Annotated in this window: 2 protein-coding genes; both read left to right on the forward strand. The window is 75.4% G+C overall.

Annotated features, from left to right (window positions below):
• Nucleotides 1-17: 17 nt before the first annotated feature.
• A complete protein-coding gene (locus tag AC5WAM_RS36060) occupies nucleotides 18-13,730 on the forward strand; it encodes an amino acid adenylation domain-containing protein (RefSeq protein WP_495520081.1) in 13,713 nt (4,570 codons plus the stop codon).
• 35 nt (nucleotides 13,731-13,765) lie between these two features.
• Entirely contained in the window at nucleotides 13,766-20,290 is a 6,525-nt protein-coding gene (locus AC5WAM_RS36065; protein ID WP_495520082.1) for an amino acid adenylation domain-containing protein, read from the forward strand.
• The last annotated feature ends 1 nt before the right edge of the window (nucleotide 20,291 follow it).

Raw genomic sequence — 20,291 nt, forward strand, 5'->3', positions numbered from 1 at the left:
GTCCGAGGAGAGAAGCGATGACCCGATCCCGTGTCGAGGACGTGTGGCCCCTGTCGCCGCTCCAGGAGGGGCTGCTCTTCCACGCGGCGCTCGACGACCAGGGGGCCGACGTCTACCAGGGCCAGCGCCTGCTCGACCTGACAGGGCCGGTGGACGCGGCCCGGCTGCGCACGGCGTGGCAGACCCTCCTGGCCCGCCACCCGGCCCTGCGCGCGGGCTTCCGGCGGCGCAAGTCCGGCGGGGCGATCCAGGTCGTCGCCCGGGACGTCACCCTGCCCTGGCGCGAGGCCGACCTCTCCGGCCTGCCCGACGACGAGGCCGGGGCCGCCATGGACGACCTGGCCGGCGCGGAGCGGGCCGAGCGCTTCGACCTCACGGCCCCGCCGCTCCTGCGGCTGCTCCTGATCCGTCGCGGCGAGACGCGGCACCGCCTGGTGCTCACCAGCCACCACGTCCTCATGGACGGCTGGTCCCTGCCCGTGCTGCTGCGCGAGCTGAAGGCGCTGTACGCGGCCCACGGCGACCCGGGCGCCCTGCCCGCGCCCGTCTCGTACCGGGACTACCTCGTCTGGCTCGCCCGCCAGGACAAGGAAGCGGCTCGGGCCGCCTGGCGGCTCGACCTCGCGGGCGCGGACGAGCCGACCCTCGTCGCACCGGCCGACCCGGGCCGCGCGCCCGGCACCCCGCAGATCCTCACCCGGGACGTGCCGACGCACCTCGCCCGAGCGGTGACGGCCTTCGCCCGCCACCACGCCCTCACGGTCAACACCGTGGTGCAGGGCGCCTGGGCCCTCGTCCTGGCCCGGCTCGCCGGACGCACGGACGTGGTGTTCGGCGCCACCGTGGCCGGCCGCCCCGCGGACCTCCCGGGCGTGGAGTCGATGGTGGGCCTGTTCATCAACACCGTCCCCGTACGCGTACGCCTCGACGCCGATCAGCCGGTCGCGCGCATGCTGACCGAACTCCAGGAGCGCCAGACGGCCTTGATGGCCCACCACCACCTGGGCCTCTCCGACATCAAGGAACTCGCGGGCCCCGGAGCGGCCTTCGACACCCTCGTCGTCTACGAGAGCTATCCGCGCACCCCCACCGAGACGCCCGCCCCCGACACCTTCTCCCTGCGCGTCGTCGCGGGCGAGGAGACCGCCCACTACCCCTTCACCCTCGTCGTGGCACCCGGCACCCCCATGCGCTGCAAGCTCGACTACCGCCCCGACCTGTACGCCCGCGACACGGCCGCATCGGTCCTCACCTGGCTCTTCCACGTACTGACCCAGATCACGGCCGACCCCTCGACACCGGTGGGCCGGATAGGCGTACTCGACGAGAAGGAGCGGGCAATCCTCGTCGAGGGACAGAGCACGACGCCGGGCGAGGCCCCGGAGGGCCTGGTGCCTGAGCTGGTGGCGGGCAGGGTGGCGTCGGCGCCGGATGCGGTGGCGCTGTGCGGGGCCGATCGGTCCCTGTCGTATGGGGAGTTGTGGGCGGAGTCGGGCCGGTTGGCGGCGTACCTCTCGCGTCGTGGCGTGGGGCGTGGTGACCGTGTCGCGGTGGTGTTGGAGCGGTCGGTCGACGTGGTGGTGGCGTTGCTGGGGGTGTGGCGGGCTGGGGCGGCGTATGTCCCGGTGGATGCGTCGGCTCCGGTGGAGCGGGTGGGTCTGGTGCTGGGGGACTGTGCTCCGGCGGCGGTGCTCTGCACCCGGGCGACACGGGACAGGGTGCCTGATGCGGGCGCACGCCGGGTGGTCCTTGATGATCCGGCTACAGCACAGGAGTTGGAGAGCTGCGACGGCACCTCCGGGAGCGTCCGGGTAGCTCCTGACGATGTGGCGTATGTGATGTACACGTCGGGGTCGACGGGTGTGCCGAAGGGTGTGGCGGTGCCGCACGGGAGTGTGGCTTCGCTGGTGGCGGAGCGGGCTTGGGGGGTGGGTCCGGGTGATGCGGTCCTGATGCATGCTCCGCACGCGTTCGATGTGTCGTTGTATGAGGTGTGGGTGCCGTTGGTGTCGGGTGGGCGGGTGGTGGTGGCCGGGCCGGGGCCGGTGGATGCCGGGCGGGTGCGGCAGTCCGTTGAGGCCGGGGTGACGGCCCTGCATCTGACGGCCGGGTCTTTTCGGGTCCTCGCGGGTGAGGCGCCCGACTGTTTCACCGGTCTGCGGGAGGTCCTCACGGGCGGTGACGTGGTGCCTGCTGCTTCGGTGGCGCGGGTGCAGGAGGCCTGCCCCGGCCTGGCCGTGCGGCACATGTACGGTCCGACGGAGGCGACCCTGTGTGCCACCTGGCGCAGCTGGGAGCCGGGTGAGCCGGTGGGTTCGGTGCTGCCCATCGGGCGCCCGCTGCCTGGACGGCGTGCGTACGTCCTCGACGCGTATCTCCAGCCGGTGCCGTCGGGTGTGGCTGGCGAGCTGTATGTGGCGGGTGAGGGGCTGGCCCGGGGTTATGTGGGGCAGCCGGGGCTGACGGCGGAGCGGTTCGTGGCTTGCCCGTATGTGCCGGGTGGGCGGATGTACCGCACGGGGGATCTGGTGCGGTGGTCTGCCGAAGGTGAACTTGTCTTCGTCGGGCGTGCGGATGCTCAGGTGAAGGTCCGTGGGTTCCGGGTGGAGCTGGGCGAGGTGGAGGCGGCCCTTGCGGCACACCCGGGTGTGGCTCAGGCGGTGGTGACTGCTTTGGAGGCGGGGCCGGGGGACCGGCGCCTGGTCGGATACGTGGTGGCCAACGGGCAAGCTCTGAATGGTCATTCCGTACGGGAGTACGTGGCGAAGGCCCTCCCGGAGTACATGGTTCCCGCCGCAGTGATGGTCCTGGACGTGTTGCCGGTGACGCGGAACGGCAAGGTGGACCGCGCGGCGCTCCCTTCGCCGGACTTCGCGGGCCGGGTGACCGAGCGTGAACCGAGTACGGAGGCGGAGAAGGTCCTCTGCACGCTGTTCGCCGAGGTTCTGGGGCTTGAACGGGTTGGAGTCGAGGACAGCTTCTTCGAGCTGGGTGGCGACTCCATCATGTCGATGCAGCTGGTCGCCCGCGCCCGACGCGCCGGACTCGTCCTCAAGGTGCAGGACGTCTTCGAGTGCGAGTCTCCAGCGGGGCTCGCCGCCGCTGCGGGAGCCACGGGCGAGGAAACGGCCGCGCCGGGCGACGGCGTCGGGGAAGTGCCCTGGACGCCGGTGATGCGGGAGTTGGGCCACTGGGCGACTGACCCCCGGCTGGCGCAGTGGACGGTGGTGGGCGCCCCGCCCGGCCTCGGCCTCGACGTCCTGGCGGCCGGTCTGGGCGTCGTCCTGGACACGCACGACATGCTCCGGGCACGGGTGACCGAGGGCTTCACCCTGGTCGTGCCGGAGGCGGGCTCCGTCGACGCGACCGCCCTGGTCACCCGCGTGGACGGGACCGACGGCGCTCTGGACGAGATCGCGGAGCGGGCCGCCCGGGAGGCGGTGGGGCGTCTCGACCCGGCGGCGGGTGTGATGGTCCAGGCGGTGTGGGTGGACGCGGGGCCGGACGCGGTCGGTCGGCTCGCTCTCGTCGCCCACCACTTGGTGGTCGACGGCGTGTCCTGGCGTCTCCTCCTGCCGGACCTCCGTGCCGCCTGCGAGGCGGTCGCCGCCGGTCGGGAGCCGGAGCTCGAACCCGTGGGCACGTCGTTCCGGAGCTGGGCCCGCCTGCTGGCCGAACGCGTACCCACAGCCGAACTCGACGCCTGGGTGAGGCATGTTGAGGTGCCGGAAAGCATGCTGGCCGAAGGCGAGTTGAACCCGCAGCGGGACACCGCGGCCACCATGACGCACCGGACCTGGACGATCACAGGCGACACGGCCGCCCACCTGGTGAGCAGGGCGCCCGCCGCCTTCCACTGCGGTGTGCGGGAGGTGCTCCTTGCCGGGCTCGCGGGCGCGGTGGCGCGGCACCGGCCGTCGACGGCCGACGGGCTGCTGATCGACATCGAGAGCCACGGCCGCGAACCCCTGGAAGGGGCCGAACTCACCCGCACGGTCGGATGGTTCACCAGCACGCACCCCATCCGCGTCGAGCTGGGCGGTGTCGACCTGGACGAGGCCCTGGCCGGTGGTCCGGCAGCGGGTGCGCTGCTGAAGGCGGTGAAGGAGCAGTCCCGGACGCTGCCGGGCGACGGGCTCGGCTACGGCCTGCTGCGCCACCTCGACCCCGCGACGGCCGAAGTTCTCGCCGCCCTGCCCCGCGCTCAGATCGGCTTCAACTACCTCGGCCGCTTCACCACCGACGGCGACAGCGAAGGCCCCTGGCAGCTCACCGGGGCCATCGGCGGCACGATCCCCCCGGACACGCCCGTCCTCCACGCCCTGGAGGCGAGCGCCACCGTCCAGGACGCGCGGCACGGCCCCACGGTCACCATCACCCTCGCCTGGCCGGCGAACGTCCTGGACGAGCGGGCGGCGGAGGACCTGGGCCGGGCCTGGTGCGCACTGCTCGGCGGGATCGCCGCACACACCGACGGCCCCGGGGCCGGTGGGCACACGCCCTCCGACTTCCCGCTCCTCGACCTCACGCAGCGGGCCGTAGCGGAACTCGAAGAGCAGGCACAGGAGGTGGCGGACATCTGGCCGCTGTCGCCGCTCCAGGAAGGAATGCTGTTCCACGCCGCGTACGACGACGAAGGGCCCGACGTCTACCAGACGCAGCGGCTGCTCGCCCTCGAAGGCCCCCTGGACGCGGGGCGCCTGCGCGCGTCGTGGGAGGCCTTGCTCGCCCGGCACTCCGTGCTGCGGGCGGGCTTCCACAGGCCCACGTCGGGTGAGGCCGTGCAGGTCGTCGAGCGGACCGTCGAACTGCCCTGGCGCGAAGCCGACGTGTCCGGGCTTCCGGAGGCAGAGGCGGAGGCTGCCGCGGACCGGCTGGCGGCCGAGGAGCTGGACCGCAGGTTCGACCTGTCCCGGCCGCCGCTGCTCCGGCTGCTGCTGGTCCGCCTCGGCGAGAACCGCCACCGACTCGCTCTCACCTGCCACCACATCCTTCTGGACGGCTGGTCGATGCCGGTCGTCCTCAATGAGGTGTCCGCCCTGTACGCGGCCGCCGCCGACGCCTCGGGGCTCGCACGGGCGACCTCCTATCGGGCCTATCTGGCCTGGCTCGCCGGGCAGGACGGGGCGGCGGCGCGCGCTGCCTGGGACGCGGAGTTCACGGGCGCCGAGGGCCCGACGCTGGTGGCGCCCGCCGACCCCGGCCGGTCCCCGGTGACGCCCGAGGTGGTCTCGGTGGAACTGTCCCTGGAGCGGACCGGGCAGCTGAACGCGTGGGCGCGTACCGCGGGCCTGACCGTGAACACGGTGGCCCAAGGCGCGTGGGCCCTGGTCCTTGCGCGCCTGGCCGGGCGCACGGACGTGGTGTTCGGCGGCACGGTCGCCGGGCGCCCGCCGGAGCTGCCGGGCGTGGAGTCGATGGTGGGCCTGTTCATCAACACCCTCCCGGTCCGCGTCCGCCTCGACGCCGGGCAGCCGGTCGTCGACATGCTCCGCACGCTCCAGGAACACCAGTCGGCCCTCACGGCGCACCAGCACCTGGGTCTGCCGGACATCAGGGAACTGGCGGGATCCGGCGCGGTGTTCGACACGATGCTGATGTTCGAGAACTACCCGCGCGGCTCGGTCGCCCTCACCGGCCCCGACCGGGGTGCCGCCGACGTCACGATCAAGCGGCTCCACACGGTGGCCGGCACCCACTACCCGCTCGCCGTCGGCGTCGTCCCCACCGAGCGGCTGCGGGTCGTGGTGACCTACCGGCCCGACCTGTTCGACCGCAGCCGGGCCACCTCCATCGCGGAGCGTGTCGTACGGGTCCTGGAACAGCTGAGCGCCACTCCCTCCGCACCGGTCGCCCGCCTGGACGTCCTCACCGCATCCGAACCCGGCCTCCTCCTGGAGGAGTGGGGCACCACGCCGGGCGAGGGCCCGCAGGGCCTGGTGCTTGAGCTGGTGGCGGGCAGGGTGGCGTCGGCGCCGGATGCGGTGGCGCTGTGCGGGGCCGAGCGGTCGTTGTCGTACGGGGAGTTGTGGGCGGAGTCGGGCCGGTTGGCGGTGCACCTCTCGCGTGTGGGTGTGCGGCGCGGCGACCGGGTGGCCGTGGTGATGGAGCGGTCGGTCGATGTGGTGGTGGCGCTGTTGGGGGTGTGGCGGGCTGGGGCGGCGTATGTCCCGGTGGATGCGTCGGCTCCGGTGGAGCGGGTGGGTCTGGTGCTGGGGGACTGTGCTCCGGCGGCGGTGCTCTGCACCCGGGCGACACGGGAAGCGGTGCCGGAGGCCGAGGCACGTGTCGTCGTCCTCGACGACCCCTCCACCGCGAGCCGGTTGGCGACGCTGCACGAGACCCCGACCGGCACTCAGGCGTGCCCTGACGATGTGGCGTACGTGATGTACACGTCGGGGTCGACGGGTGTGCCGAAGGGTGTGGCGGTGCCGCACGGGAGTGTGGTTTCGCTGGTGGCGGAGCGGGCTTGGGGGGTGGGTCCGGGTGACTCGGTGTTGATGCATGCTCCGCATGCCTTTGATGTGTCGTTGTATGAGGTGTGGGTGCCGTTGGTGTCGGGTGGGCGGGTGGTGGTGGCCGGTCCGGGGCCGGTGGATGGCGGGCGGGTGCGGGAGTTCGTTGAGGCCGGGGTGACGGCCCTGCATCTGACGGCCGGGTCTTTTCGGGTCCTCGCGGGTGAGGCGCCCGACTGTTTCACCGGTCTGCGGGAGGTCCTCACGGGCGGTGACGTGGTGCCCGTCGGGGCCGTGGCCCGGGTGCGGGAGGCCTGCCCTGGCCTGGCCGTGCGGCACATGTACGGTCCGACGGAGGCGACCCTGTGTGCCACCTGGCGGAGCTGGGGGCCGGGCGAGCCGATGGGCTCGGTCCTGCCCATCGGGCGCCCGCTCCCCGGGCGGAAGGCATACGTGCTGGATGCCTTCCTGCGTCCGGTGCCGCCCGAGACGGACGGTGAGTTGTATGTGGCGGGTGAGGGGCTGGCCCGGGGGTATGTGGGGCAGCCGGGGCTGACGGCGGAGCGGTTCGTGGCTTGCCCGTATGTGCCGGGTGGGCGGATGTACCGCACGGGGGATCTGGTGCGGTGGTCTGCCGAAGGTGAACTTGTCTTCGTCGGGCGTGCGGATGCTCAGGTGAAGGTCCGTGGGTTCCGGGTGGAGCTGGGTGAGGTGGAGGCGGCCCTTGCGGCGCATCCGGGTGTGGCTCAGGCGGTGGTGACTGCTTTGGAGGCGGGGCCGGGGGAGCGGCGCCTGGTTGGTTACGTGGTGGCCAACGGGCAATCCCTGGAGGGTGATTCCGTGCGGGAGTACGTGGCGAAGGTGCTCCCGGAGTACATGGTTCCCGTCGCAGTGATGGTCCTGGACGTGTTGCCGGTGACGCGGAACGGCAAGGTGGACCGCGCGGCGCTCCCTTCGCCGGACTTCGCGGGCCGCGTCACCGCACGCGAACCGAGCACGGAGGCGGAGAAGATCCTCTGCACGCTGTTCGCCGAGGTCCTGGGGCTTGAACGGGTTGGAGTCGAGGACAGCTTCTTCGAGCTGGGCGGCGACTCCATCATGTCGATGCAGCTGGTCGCCCGCGCCCGACGCGCCGGACTCGTCCTCAAGGCGCAGGACGTCTTCGAGCACGAGACACCGGCCGGGCTCGCGGCGACGGCGGAGTCCGCGACCGGCGGCACACCTACCGCAGGTGACGGGCTCGGCGAGGTCCCGTTCACGGCCGCGATGCGGGAGTTGGGGCGCTGGGCGGCCGACCCGGAGTTCGCGCAGTGGGCGGTGGTGGGCGCCCCGCCCGGCCTCGGCCTCGACGTCCTGGCGGCCGGTCTGGGCGTCGTCCTGGACACGCACGACATGCTCCGGGCACGGACGGCCGACGACGTCACCCTGGTCGTACCAGAGGCGGGCTCCGTCGACGCGACCGCCCTGGTCACCCGCGTGGACGGGACCGACGGCCTCCTCGACGAGATCGCCGCCCGGGCCGCCCGCGACGCGGTAGGGCGCCTCGACCCGGCGGCGGGCGTGATGGTCCAGGCCGTGTGGGTGGACGCGGGGCCGGACGCCGTCGGTCGGCTCACCCTCGTCGTGCACCACCTGGTCGCGGACGGCGTGTCCTGGCGCGTCCTGCTGCCGGACCTCCGCACCGCCTGCGAGGCCCTCGCGGCCGCACGGGAGCCGGAGCTCGAACCCGTGGGCACGTCGTTCCGCAGCTGGGCCCGCCTGCTCGCCGAACGCGTACCCACAGCCGAACTCGACGCCTGGACGCGCCACGTCGACGTACCCGAGAACCCGGTGAGCGCAAGCGAGTTGGACCCCGCGCTGGACACGGCCGCGAGCATGCGGCGGGAGTCGTGGACCGTACCGGAGCCGTACGCGCGCACCCTTCTGGGGGAGACGCCGACGGCGTTCCACTGCGGTGTGCGGGAGGTGCTGCTTGCCGGGCTCGCGGGCGCGGTGGTGCGGCACCGGCCGTCGACGGCCGACGGGCTGCTGATCGACATCGAGAGCCACGGCCGTGAACCCCTGGAAGGGGTGGACCTCTCGCGGACGGTGGGGTGGTTCACCAGCTCGCACCCCATCCGCGTCGAGCTGGGCGGTGTCGACCTGGACGAGGCCCTGGCCGGTGGTCCGGCAGCGGGTGCGCTGTTGAAGGCGGTGAAGGAGCAGTCCCGGACGCTGCCGGGCGACGGGCTCGGCTACGGCCTGCTGCGCCACCTCGACCCCGCGACGGCCGAAGTTCTCGCCGCCCTGACCCGCGCCCAGATCGGCTTCAACTACCTCGGCCGGTTCGCCACCGACGGCGACGGCGAAGGCCCCTGGCAGCTCACCGGAGCCATCGGCGGCGCGGCGGCCCCGGGCATGCCCGCGCTGCACGCGCTCGAAGCCGCCGTCGCCGTGCGGGACGGCGGAGAGGGGCCCACACTGACCCTCACGCTCAGCTGGCCGGAGCGGCTCCTCGACGCAGAGTCCGTCCACGGCCTCGGCCGGGCCTGGTGCGCACTGCTCGGCGGGATCGCCGCACACACCGGCCGTCCCGGGGCCGGTGGGCACACGCCCTCCGACTTCCCGCTCCTCGACCTCGACCAGCACGCCGTGGCCGAACTGGAGGAGCGCGTACCGCAGATGGCGGACCTCTGGCCGCTGTCGCCGCTCCAGGAAGGGCTCCTGTTCCACGCGGCGTACGACGCACAGGGGCCGGACCTCTACGAAGGGCGGCGCGTCCTCGCCCTGGACGGGCCCCTCGACGTGCCGCGGCTGAAGGCGTCCTGGCGGGCCCTGTGTGAGAGGCATCCGATCCTGCGTGCGAGCTTCCACGAGACGGCGTCGGGGCAGTCCGTCCAAGTCATCGCCCGGGACGTCGAACTGCCGTGGCGTGAGGTCGACTTGAGCGCGCTCGACGCCGACGCGGCGCGGGCCGCCCTCGGCCGCCTCGTCGACGAGGAGCGGGAGCGGCGCCTCGACGTGACCACGGCCCCGCTGCTGCGGCTCACCCTGGCCAAGCTCGGCGAGAACCGGCACGCGCAGATCGTCACCAACCACCACATCGTCACGGACGGCTGGTCCCTGCCCGTGCTCATCGGCGAGGTGTCCGCGCTCTACCGGGCGGGCGGCGACGCGCGGGAACTGCCCCCGGCCACCTCGTTCCGCGCGTACCTGGCCTGGCTCGGACGGCAGGACAAGGAGGCGGCGCGGACGGCCTGGCGGGAGGAGTTCGCGGGCACGGACGAGCCGACGCTCGTGGCGCCCGAGGACGCCGCGCGGGAACCCGTCGTGCCCGCCCGCGTACCGTTCGAGCTGACCGAGGAGCTCACCGCCGCGGTGACCGACCTCGCGCGCACCCGGGGCGTCACGGTGAACACCGTGGTGCAGCTTGCCTGGGCCCTGCTCGTCGCGCGCCTCACGGGCCGCACGGACGTGGTGTTCGGCGCCACCGCCGCGGGCCGCCCCGCCGAACTGCCGCGCGTGGAATCCATGGTCGGCCTGTTCCTCAACACGCTTCCGGTGCGCGTGCGGCTCGACGGCGGACAGCCGGTCGCCGCCCTGCTCGCGGACCTCCAGCGGCGGCAGGTGGCCCTCATGGCCCACCAGCACGTCGGCATGCCCGAGATCCGCCGCCTCGCGGGGCCCGGCGCGGCCTTCGACGCGCTGCTCGTGTACGAGAGCTATCCGCGGCCCGTGCTCGCGGAGCCCTCGCCCGACACGCTGACCATCCGGCCCGGCGGCACACCGGAGGACACCGGCCACTACCCGCTGACGCTGATCGCCGTGCCCGGAGAGCGGCTGCACGGCGAACTCATCCACCGGCCCGACGTGTTCCCGCGCCCCTGGGCCGAGGAGCTGACCGCGTCCCTCGCCCACGTCCTCGCCCAGCTGACGGCGGATCCGGACGTCCCCGTGGCGCGCGTCAGGGCGCTGAGCGCCGCACGGCACGAACAGGTGGTGCGCGCCTGGAACCAGGACCGCGCCACCGTCGACGCGGCACCGCTGCCCGAGCTGTTCCGGCGCCGGGCGGAGCGCTCGCCCGACGCCGTGGCCCTGGCGTGCCGCGCGCCGGACGGCACCGAACAGGAGCTGACGTACGCCCGCCTCGCGGACCGGGCCGGACGCCTGGCCCGCCACCTCAGGGACGCCGGAGTGCGGCCGGAGACGCGCGTCGCCGTGCTCGTGCCGCGCTCGGCTGCCATGGTGGAGGCCGTGCTCGCCGTGACCATGGCGGGCGGCGCCTTCGTGCCCGTCGACCCGGGCCACCCGGCGGACCGCGTCGCGTACGTGCTGCGCGACGCCGGGCCCGCCGTGCTCCTGTGCACCACGCGGACCGCCGCGGCGGTGCCCGACGGCTTCCCGGGACACGTCGTCGTCCTGGACGAACCGGCCGTCGCGGCCGCCGTGGCCCGACACCCGGGCGGCCCCCCGCCCGACGTGCCGCCCGCCTCGGCCAACGCCGCGTACGTCATCTACACCTCCGGCTCGACCGGCAGGCCCAAAGGCGTCGTCGTCACCCACGGAGGCCTCGCACACCTGGCGCGGGCCCAGATCGAACGGTTCGCGGTACGGCCCGACTCGCGCGTGCTCCAGTTCGCCTCGCTCGGCTTCGACGCGGCGGTGTCCGAGCTGTGCATGGCCCTGCTGTCCGGCGCCACGCTCGTCGTGCCCGGCGCCGACGAACTGCCGCCGCACGTGACGCTCACGGACGCGCTGCGGCGGTGGCGCGCCACCCACGTCACCGTCCCGCCCGGCGTCCTCGCCACGGAGGACGAACTGCCCCCGGACCTGACGACGCTGGTGGTGGCCGGGGAGGCCTGCCCCACCGCCCTCGTCGACCGCTGGTCGGCCGGACGCCGCATGGTGAACGCCTACGGGCCCACCGAGGTCACCGTGTGCGCGGCCATGAGCGAACCCCTGGCGCCCGGCGCCGCCGCCGTGCCCATCGGCCGCCCCATGACGAACGCACGCGCGTACGTCCTCGACGCCTTCCTCCAGCCGCTGCCGCCGGGCACGGCCGGGGAACTGTACGTCGCGGGCCCCGGGCTCGCCCGTGGCTACGGCGGCCGGGCAGCGCTGACCGCCGAACGCTTCGTGGCCTGCCCGTTCGAGCCCGGCGCGCGCATGTACCGCACCGGGGACCTGGCACGCTGGACCGAACAGGGCGAACTCGTCTTCGCCGGGCGCGCGGACACCCAGGTCAAGGTGCGCGGGCACCGCGTCGAGCCGGGCGAGGTCGAAGCCGCCCTCACCGCCCACCCCGACGTCGCCCAGGCCGCCGTCGTGGCACGCGAGGACCGGCCGGGGGAGCGGCGCCTGGTCGCCTACGTCGTGACGCGGCGGACGGATCCCGCAGCGGCCGCGCCGCCCGCAGGCGACGAACTGGCCTCCTCCCTCAGGGACTTCGCCGCCGAACGGCTCCCCGGCCCCATGCTGCCTGCCGCCTACGTGCCGCTCGCCGAACTGCCGCTCACCGCGAACGGCAAGCTCGACCGGGCCGCGCTGCCCGCCCCCGACCTCGCGGGCCCGGCCACGGGACGCGCGCCCCGCACCCCCGCCGAGACCGTCCTGTGCGCCCTGTACGCCGACGTCCTCGGCCTGCAACGGGTCGGCGCGGACGACAGCTTCTTCGCCCTCGGCGGCGACTCGATCTCCTCGATGCAGCTGGCGTCCCGCGCCCGGCGCGCCGGACTCGTGCTCACCCCGCGCCAGGTCTTCGAGGAGAAGACGCCCGAACGCCTCGCCGCCGTGGCCGGGACCACCGCGCCCGAAGGGCCCGACGCCGAGGACGTCGCCGTCGGCGAGGTGCCCTGGACACCGGTGGCACGGGAGCTGGGGGAGCACGCCCTGCGCCCGGGGTTCGCACAGTGGGCCGCCGTCGCCGCCCCGCCGGGGCTCGGCGGGGACGTCCTGGCCGCCGGGGTCGCCGCGCTCCTGCGCACCCACCACATGCTGCGGGCCCGCGTGGCCGAAGGGCCCCGGCTCGTCGTCGGCGCCGCCGACACGGTGACCGCCGACGACCTGGTACGCCGTGTCGACGCGCGGGCCGCCGCCACCGGTGACCTCGACGAACTCGCCGGACGCGCCGCACGCGACGCCGTCGGGCGCCTCGACCCGGCGGCGGGCACCCTGCTCCAGGCGGTGTGGCTGGACGCCGGGCCCGAACGGACCGGCCGGGTCGTCCTCGCAGTGCACCACCTCGCTGTGGACGGCGTGTCCTGGCGGATCCTCCTGCCGGACCTCGCCCAGGCCTGCCGGGCCGCGGCGGCCGGAGCCGAACCCGCGCTCGACCCGCCCGGCACCTCCTTCCGGCGCTGGGCGCACCTCCTCGCCGAACGCGCCGCCGCACCGGACCGCGTCGCCGAACTGGCCGGGTGGGCCGCGCTCCTGGACACCGACGAGCCGCTCCTGGGAGAGCGCGCCCTGGACCCGGCCCGGGACACCGCCGCGACCGTGCGCCGCACCACGTGGACCGTGCCCGCCGCGCAGGCGGCCACTCTCGCGGGCACCACGCCCGCGCTGTTCCACTGCGGGGTGCACGAGGTGCTGCTCGCCACCCTCGCGGGCGCCGTCGCCCGGACCCGGCCGCACGCCGCCGCCCTCCTTCTCGACGTCGAGGGCCACGGCCGCGAGCCCCTCGACGGCGTCGACCTGTCCCGCACCGTCGGCTGGTTCACCAGCGCCCATCCCGTACGCCTCGACGTGCGCGGCGTCGACCTGGACGACGCGCGGGCCGGAGGCCCGGCGAGCGGCGCCCTCCTGAAAGAGGTCAAGGAGCAGGCGCGGGCCGTCCCCGGCGACGGCCTCGGCCACGGACTGCTGCGCCACCTCAACCCCGCGACGGCGGACGCCCTCGCCGCCCTGCCGCGCCCGCAGATCGGCTTCAACTACCTCGGGCGCTTCCCGGCAGGGCCCCACAAGGGCCCGCCCGCGCCCTGGCAGCCGACCGGGAACATCGGCGGCGGCGCCGACCCGGACATGCCGTCCACCCACGCCCTGGAGGCGGGCGCGGTCATCGTGGACACTGCTGACGGACCCGAACTCACCCTGTCCCTCAGCTGGCCGCGCGGCGCGCTCGCCGAAGCCACCGGACAGCGGATCGGCCAGGCCTGGCTCGACCTGCTCGCGGGCCTCGCCACCCACACCACCGCCCCCGCCGCCGGGGGCCACACCCCGTCCGACTTCCCCCTCCTGGACCTCGCGCAGCACCAGATCGAGGAACTCGAAGCCGGGCTCACCGACGACCAGCCCTGACCCGCGCCGCCCACGCCGTGCCGAGGAGAGAAGCGATGACCCGATCCCCAGTCGAGGACGTGTGGCCGCTGTCGCCGCTGCAGGAAGGCCTGCTGTTCCACGCCGCCTTCGACGACCAGGGACCCGACGTCTACACCGTGCAGTCCGCGCTCGCGCTCGAAGGCCCCCTGGACGAGGCCCGGCTCAAGGCGACCTGGGCCGCGCTCCTCGACCGGCACGCCGCGCTGCGCGCCTGCTTCCGCCAGGTCAGCGGCGCCCGCAGGGTGCAGGTCATCGCCCGCCACGTCACCCTGCCCTGGCGCACGGAAGACCTGTCCCGCCTCCCCGGGGCCGAGGCCCGCGCCGCCCTGGAACGCCTCGCGGAACAGGAGCGCGCCGAGCGCTTCGACCTGGCCAAGGCCCCGCTGCTGCGCGTGCTCCTCGTCCGCCTCGCCGCGCACCGGCACCGCCTGGTGCTCACCAGCCACCACATCCTCATGGACGGCTGGTCCGCGCCCGTGCTCGTCGCGGAGCTCACCGCCGCCTACGCGCACGGCGGCGACACCGCGCGCCTGCCCCGCACCACCTCCTACCGCGACTACCTGCTGTGGCTCGGCAAACAGGACAAGGAGGCCGCCCGGGCCGCCTGGCGCGCGGAGTTCGACGGCGCCGCCGAGCCGACCCTGGTCGCCCCCGCCGTCCCGGAGCGCCCGCCCGCCTTCCCCGGCCACGTCGGCGGCGACCTGCCGCCCGCGCTCGGCCGGGGCCTCACCGAGCTGGCCCGCACCCACGGCCTGACCGTCAACACCGTGGCGCAGGGCGCCTGGGCCCTGGTCCTCGCCCGCCTCGCCGGGCGCACGGACGTGGTGTTCGGCGCGACCGTGGCGGGCCGCCCCGCCGAACTGCCCGGCGTGGAGTCGATGGTGGGCCTGCTCATCAACACCCTGCCGGTACGCGTGCCCCTGGACGGCGCGCAGCCCGCCGTCGAGATGCTGCGACGCCTCCAGGAGCGCCAGAGCGCCCTCCTGGCCCACCAGCACCTGGGCCTCCTCGACATCAAGGAACTCGCCGGCTCTGGCGCGGTGTTCGACACGCTCATGGTGTACGAGAGCTTCCCCCGGCCGCCCGCGGGACGGGCCCCGGACCCCGGCGCCCTGACGATCCGCCCGCACGGCTTCGCCCGGGAGGCCGCCCACTACCCGCTCACCCTCGTCGTCGCCCCCGGCGAACGCACCCACCTCAAGCTGGAGTACCGCACCGACCTGTTCGACCGCGCCACCGCCGAGGCCGCGCACGCGGGCCTGGTCCGCGCCCTGGAGCAGCTCGTCGCCACACCCGGCGCCCCCGTGGGGAGCCTGCGCGTCACCGCCCCCGGGCGGCCCGCCGGATGCGTGACGCCCGGCCCGGTCCCCGGCCGCCCGGTGCCCGCGCTGATCGCCGCGCGGGCCGCGGCGTCCCCGCGCGCCGTGGCCCTCCTGGACGGCGAACGCACCTGGTCGTACGGGGAGGTGCGGGACGCGGCGGGCCGCCTCGCGGCCCACCTCGCCACGGCGGGCGTGGCCCGCGGCGACCGCGTGGCCGTCGTGCTCGACCGGTCGGCGGACGTCGTCGTGGCCCTCCTCGCCGTCTGGCGCGCCGGAGCGGCCTACGTACCCGTCGATCCGGGGCACCCGGTGGAGCGGATCGCGACGGTCCTCGCCGACAGCGGCACCCGCGCGGTGGTGTGCGGCCGGGGCACGCGGGCTTCCGTGCCGCCCGGTTCCCGGCCCCTCGTGGTCCTCGACGACCCTGAGGTCGTCCAGCGCCTCGCCGCGTACGACGGCGGCCCCGCCGTGCCCGTGACAGCGGGCGAGACGGCGTACGTGATGTACACCTCCGGCTCCACCGGCGCCCCCAAAGGCGTCGCCGTCCCGCACGGCGCCGTGGCCGCCCTCGTCGGCGAGCCCGGCTGGCGCGTCGGCCCCGACGACACGGTGCTGCTGCACGCCCCGCACGCCTTCGACGCGTTCCTCTTCGAGGCGTGGGTCCCGCTGGCCGCGGGCGGACGCGTCCTCGTCGCCGGGCCCGGAGTCGTCGACGCCCAGGAGATCCGCCGGTACACCGCGCGCGGCGTGACGACGCTGCACCTGACCGCGGGCACGTTCCGGGTGCTCGCGAGCGAGACCCCCGCCTGCTTCACCGGCCTCAGGGAGGTCCTGACCGGCGGGGACGTGGTGCCCGCCGAGGCCGTGGCGCGGGTGCGCGCGGCCTGCCCGGACGTCGCCGTGCGGCACATGTACGGGCCGACGGAGACCACCCTGTGCTTCACCTGGCACCCCGTCGGGCCCGGCGACGAGCACCTCGCCGTGCTGCCCGTCGGCCGCCCCCTGCCCGGCCGGCAGGCGTACGTCCTGGACGCCTTCCTCCAGCCTGTGCCGCCCGGCGCGACCGGCGAGCTGTACCTGGCGGGCCCTTCGCTGGCCCACGGCTACTGGCGGGCGCAGGGCCCGACCGCCGAGCGCTTCGTGGCCTGCCCGTTCCCGCCCGGCGCCCCCGGCACGCGCATGTACCGCACCGGCGACCTGGCCCGCCTCACCGCCGACGGCGAGCTGGTGTTCGTGGGCCGCGCCGACGCACAGGTGAAGATCCGCGGGTTCCGCGTGGAGCTCGGCGAGGTCGAGGCGGCCCTCGCCGCGCACCCCGACGTCGCCCAGGCGGTGGCCGTCGCCCGCGACGACGGGCCCGGCGGGCGCCGCCTCGTCGGCTACGTCGTCCCGTCCGCCGCCGCGGGCGTCGACCCGCAGGACGTCCGCGAGCACGCCGCCAAGCGCCTGCCCCCGTACATGGTCCCGGCGGCCGTGCTCACCCTCGGCGCCCTGCCCGTGACCCGCAACGGCAAGGTCGACCACGCGGCCCTGCCCGCCCCCGACTTCGCCGAACGCGTCACCGGCGGCAGGCCCCGCACCGCAGCCGAGGAGACGCTGTGCCGCCTCTTCGCCGAGGTGCTCGACCTCGAACGGGTCGGCGCCGACAACAACTTCTTCGACCTCGGCGGGGACTCGGGCCTCGCCATGCGCCTCGCCGGGCGCATCCGCGAGGAGTTCGACGCGGAGCTGCCCATCCGCCAGTTCTTCGGCGCCCCCACCCCCGCCGAGGTCGCCCGGCTCCTGGCCACCAAGGCGCGCCCCGTGCTCGCGCCCGCCCCCGACCGGGGCGACGCCCCCGTCACCGCGGGCCAGTTGAGGACCTGGCTCCTCGCGCGCCTCGACGAAGAGTCGGGCCTCGACCGCGTCCCGGTGGCGCTGCGGCTCAGCGGCGACCTCGACCAGGAGGCGCTGCGCTCGGCCCTCGCGGACGTCGCGGCCCGCCACGACGTCCTGCGGACGCTCTTCCCGGGCGTCCAGGGCGGGGAGCTGCGCCAACAGGTCCAGCGGGCGGACGAGGAGCCCCGGCCCGGCACCGCCGAGCCGCCGTTCCTGACCGTCGCACCCGCCGACGAGGCCGGGCTGCCCGAGCTGATCGCCGAGCACGTCCGGCGACCGTTCGACCTGGCCCGGCAGACGCCGTGGACGCGGCACCTGTTCACGCTCTCCGCCACCGAGCACGTCCTGCTCCTCGTGCTGCACCGCATCGCGGCGGACGACGCGTCCGTGGAGGTGCTCCTGCGCGACCTCGCCACCGCCTACGGCGCGCGCCGCGAGGGCCGCGTCCCCGAACGCGCCCCGCTGCCCGTGCAGTTCACGGACTACGCCCGCTGGGAGCGGGAGCTGCTCGACGGCGAGAGCCGCCGCGACAGCCTCGTCAACGACCAGCTCGCCCACTGGCGGGCCGCCCTCGCGGGCACCGGCGCGGAACTGGTGCTGCCCGCCGACCGCCCCCGGCCCCCGGTCGCCTCCCACCGCGCGGGCACCGTCCCGCTCCGCCTGGACCCCGAGGCGCACGCCCGCGTCGCCGACGTGGCCGAGGAGGCCGGGACGACGGTGTTCACCGTGGTGCACGCGGCCCTCGCCCTGCTGTTGTCCCGGCTCGGCGCGGGCGACGACATCACCGTCGGCACGCTCGTGCCGCGCCGCGACGACCCGGGCCTCGAAGGCGTCGTGGGCCCCTTCGCGGGCCCCCTCGCCCTGCGCACCGACGTGTCCGGCGACCCCACCTTCGGCGAACTCGTGGGCCGGGCGCGGGAGACGTACCAGGAAGCGGCCGTACACCGCGACGTGCCCTTCGAGCGGCTCGTCGACGCCCTCGACACCCCGCCCTCCCTGGCCCGCCACCCGGTCTTCCAGGTCCTCCTCGACGTCCGCGACAGCATCGCCGACGCGTGGGACCTCTGGGAGCTGCCGGGCGTGCGCTCCACCCGCCTGGACACCGGGGCGCCGGCCACCGAGCTCGACCTGTCCGTCGAGCTCACCGAGCGGTATCTGTCCGACGGCGACTTCGGCGGCCTCGAAGGGCACCTCCGCTACGCCGCCGAGCTGTTCGACGAGGCCACCGCCGACGCGTTCGCCCGCCGCCTCGTCCGCGTCCTGCACCAGGCCGTCGCCGACCCCGAGGTGCGTCTCGGCGCGGTCGACGTCTTCGTGGACGAGGCCGAACGCGCGCGGGCGGACGCCCTCGCCGACGGCACCGGGGAAGCCCCGCGCGGCGGCACCGTCCCCCGCCTCTTCGCCGAGCGCGCGGCGTCCGACCCCGGCGCCGTCGCCGTCGTCGACCAGCGCGTCCCCGGCATGTACGAGGCGTCCATGACGTACGGGACGCTGGACGCGGCGGCCGGCGACCTCGCCCGGCGCCTCACCGCCCTCGGCGCCGGACCGGAGGCCGTGGTCGTCGTGGCGGTACCGCCCACGCTGATGCTGGTCGTCGCGCTGCTCGGCGTCCTGAAGGCGGGCGCCGCCTGCCGCTTCGCCGACCCGGCACGGCCCGTGGAAGGCGGCGGAGGCCCCCGCCCCGCCGCGCTCGTGCACGACGCGGCCGCCGCCGCGCCCGTGGTGGACGGGGTACCGCTCCTCGCCCTCGACGACCCGGCGGCGGGCGCGACGGAAGCAGGGGCCGGGCCAGGGCGAGCGGCGGCCTCCGGGCCCGGGGACGCGGTCGGGGACGGAGCGGCTGGCAGTGCCCCTGGGGACGCGGTCGGGGACGGGGCGGCTGGCTGCGCCCCTGGGGACGCGCCCGGAGACGCAGCGGCTGACAGCGCCCGCACGGCACCCCCCAACGCCCCTGGCCCCGCACGCCCCTTGCACCCTGACCACCCCTTGCACCCCGACCACCCCGCCCTCGAAGCCGGTGCCACCGTCCTCACCCACCGCGCCCTCACCGCCCGCGGGCCGCACCTCCCGGGCCCCGGCGACCCCGTACAGCTGGACAGCGCGGCCCCGCCCGCGGAGCTCGCGGTGGAGCTGCTCACCGCGCTCTGCGCGGGCGCCGAGGTGCGCCTCGGGGCGGCCCGGGCCCCCGCCGCCGACGGCCACGGCACGCCGGAGACCGGCGGCACCTGGCTGCGGCTCGCGAGCGCCGCCGACACCCAGGAGGCGACGGCCGCCACCGGCCACCCCGTCGCCCCCGCCCGCGCCCGGGTCCTGGACGACTTCCTGCGGCCCGTACCCCCGGGAGCCACCGGCGACCTGTACGTCGCCGGCCCCGTGCTCGCCCGCGGCTACGCGGACCGGCCCGGTGCCACCGGCGAGCGGTTCGTCGCCGACCCCCACGGTGCCCCGGGCACGCGGATGTTCCGCACCGGCGACCGCGCGCGGTGGACCGCCACCGGCGAACTGGCGCTGCGCCGCGCCGCCGAGACCGCCGGACGGCGCCGCCCGGGGCAGGGCCGCGGCGACCTCGACGTGCTGCTCCCGCTGCGCCCCGAAGGCAGCCGCCCGCCGCTGTTCTGCCTGCACCCCGGCATGGGCCTGAGCTGGGGCTACGCGGCGCTCCTGCCGTACCTCCCCGCCGACGTGCCGCTCTACGGGATCCAGGCCCGGGGCCTCGCCCGCCCCGAGCGGCTGCCCGGCAGCATCGAGGAGATGGCCGCCGACTACGCGGAGGAGATCCGCACGGTCCAGCCCACCGGCCCCTACCACCTCCTCGGCTGGTCCGTCGGCGGCACCCTCGCCCAGGCCGTCGCCACCCGCCTCGAAGAGCTCGGCGAAGAGGTCGCGCTGCTCGCCCTGCTCGACGCCTACCCCCACAGCTCCGCCCGGTCGCGGCTGCGCGGCGAGGACGACCGGGCCGACGACGCGGACTCCGACGGCTACGCCCTGCTCAAGCGGGACGAGGGCGGCATCGCCGACCTCTACCGCTCGACCGGCCTGGGCGCGCAGTCCCTCGCCAACCTGGAGAAGGTGCTGCGCAACATGGCCGCCTTCACCCCCACCCACACGCCCCGCCCCTTCGGCGGCGATCTGCTCCTCTTCGTCGCGACCGAGGACCGCCCGGACGACCTGCCGGCCGCCGCCGCGGCGGACAGCTGGCGGCCGTACGTCCACGGCGCCGTACGGCCGTACGACATTTCCGCCGGCCACTACGACATGCTCAAACCCGGTCCCCTGTCCCACGTGGGACGCGTCGTCACCGAAACACTCCGAACCCGCGGGAATTCCCGAAAGGACTGAA

Source organism: Streptomyces sp. JLYT201 (genome assembly GCF_059448825.1).

Bases quoted from the DNA above. Each gene is read 5' to 3' on its own strand.
- AC5WAM_RS36060 (WP_495520081.1), top strand. From the start codon at position 18: ATGACCCGATCCCGTGTCGAGGACGTGTGGCCCCTGTCGCCGCTCCAG.
- AC5WAM_RS36065 (WP_495520082.1), top strand. From the start codon at position 13,766: ATGACCCGATCCCCAGTCGAGGACGTGTGGCCGCTGTCGCCGCTGCAG.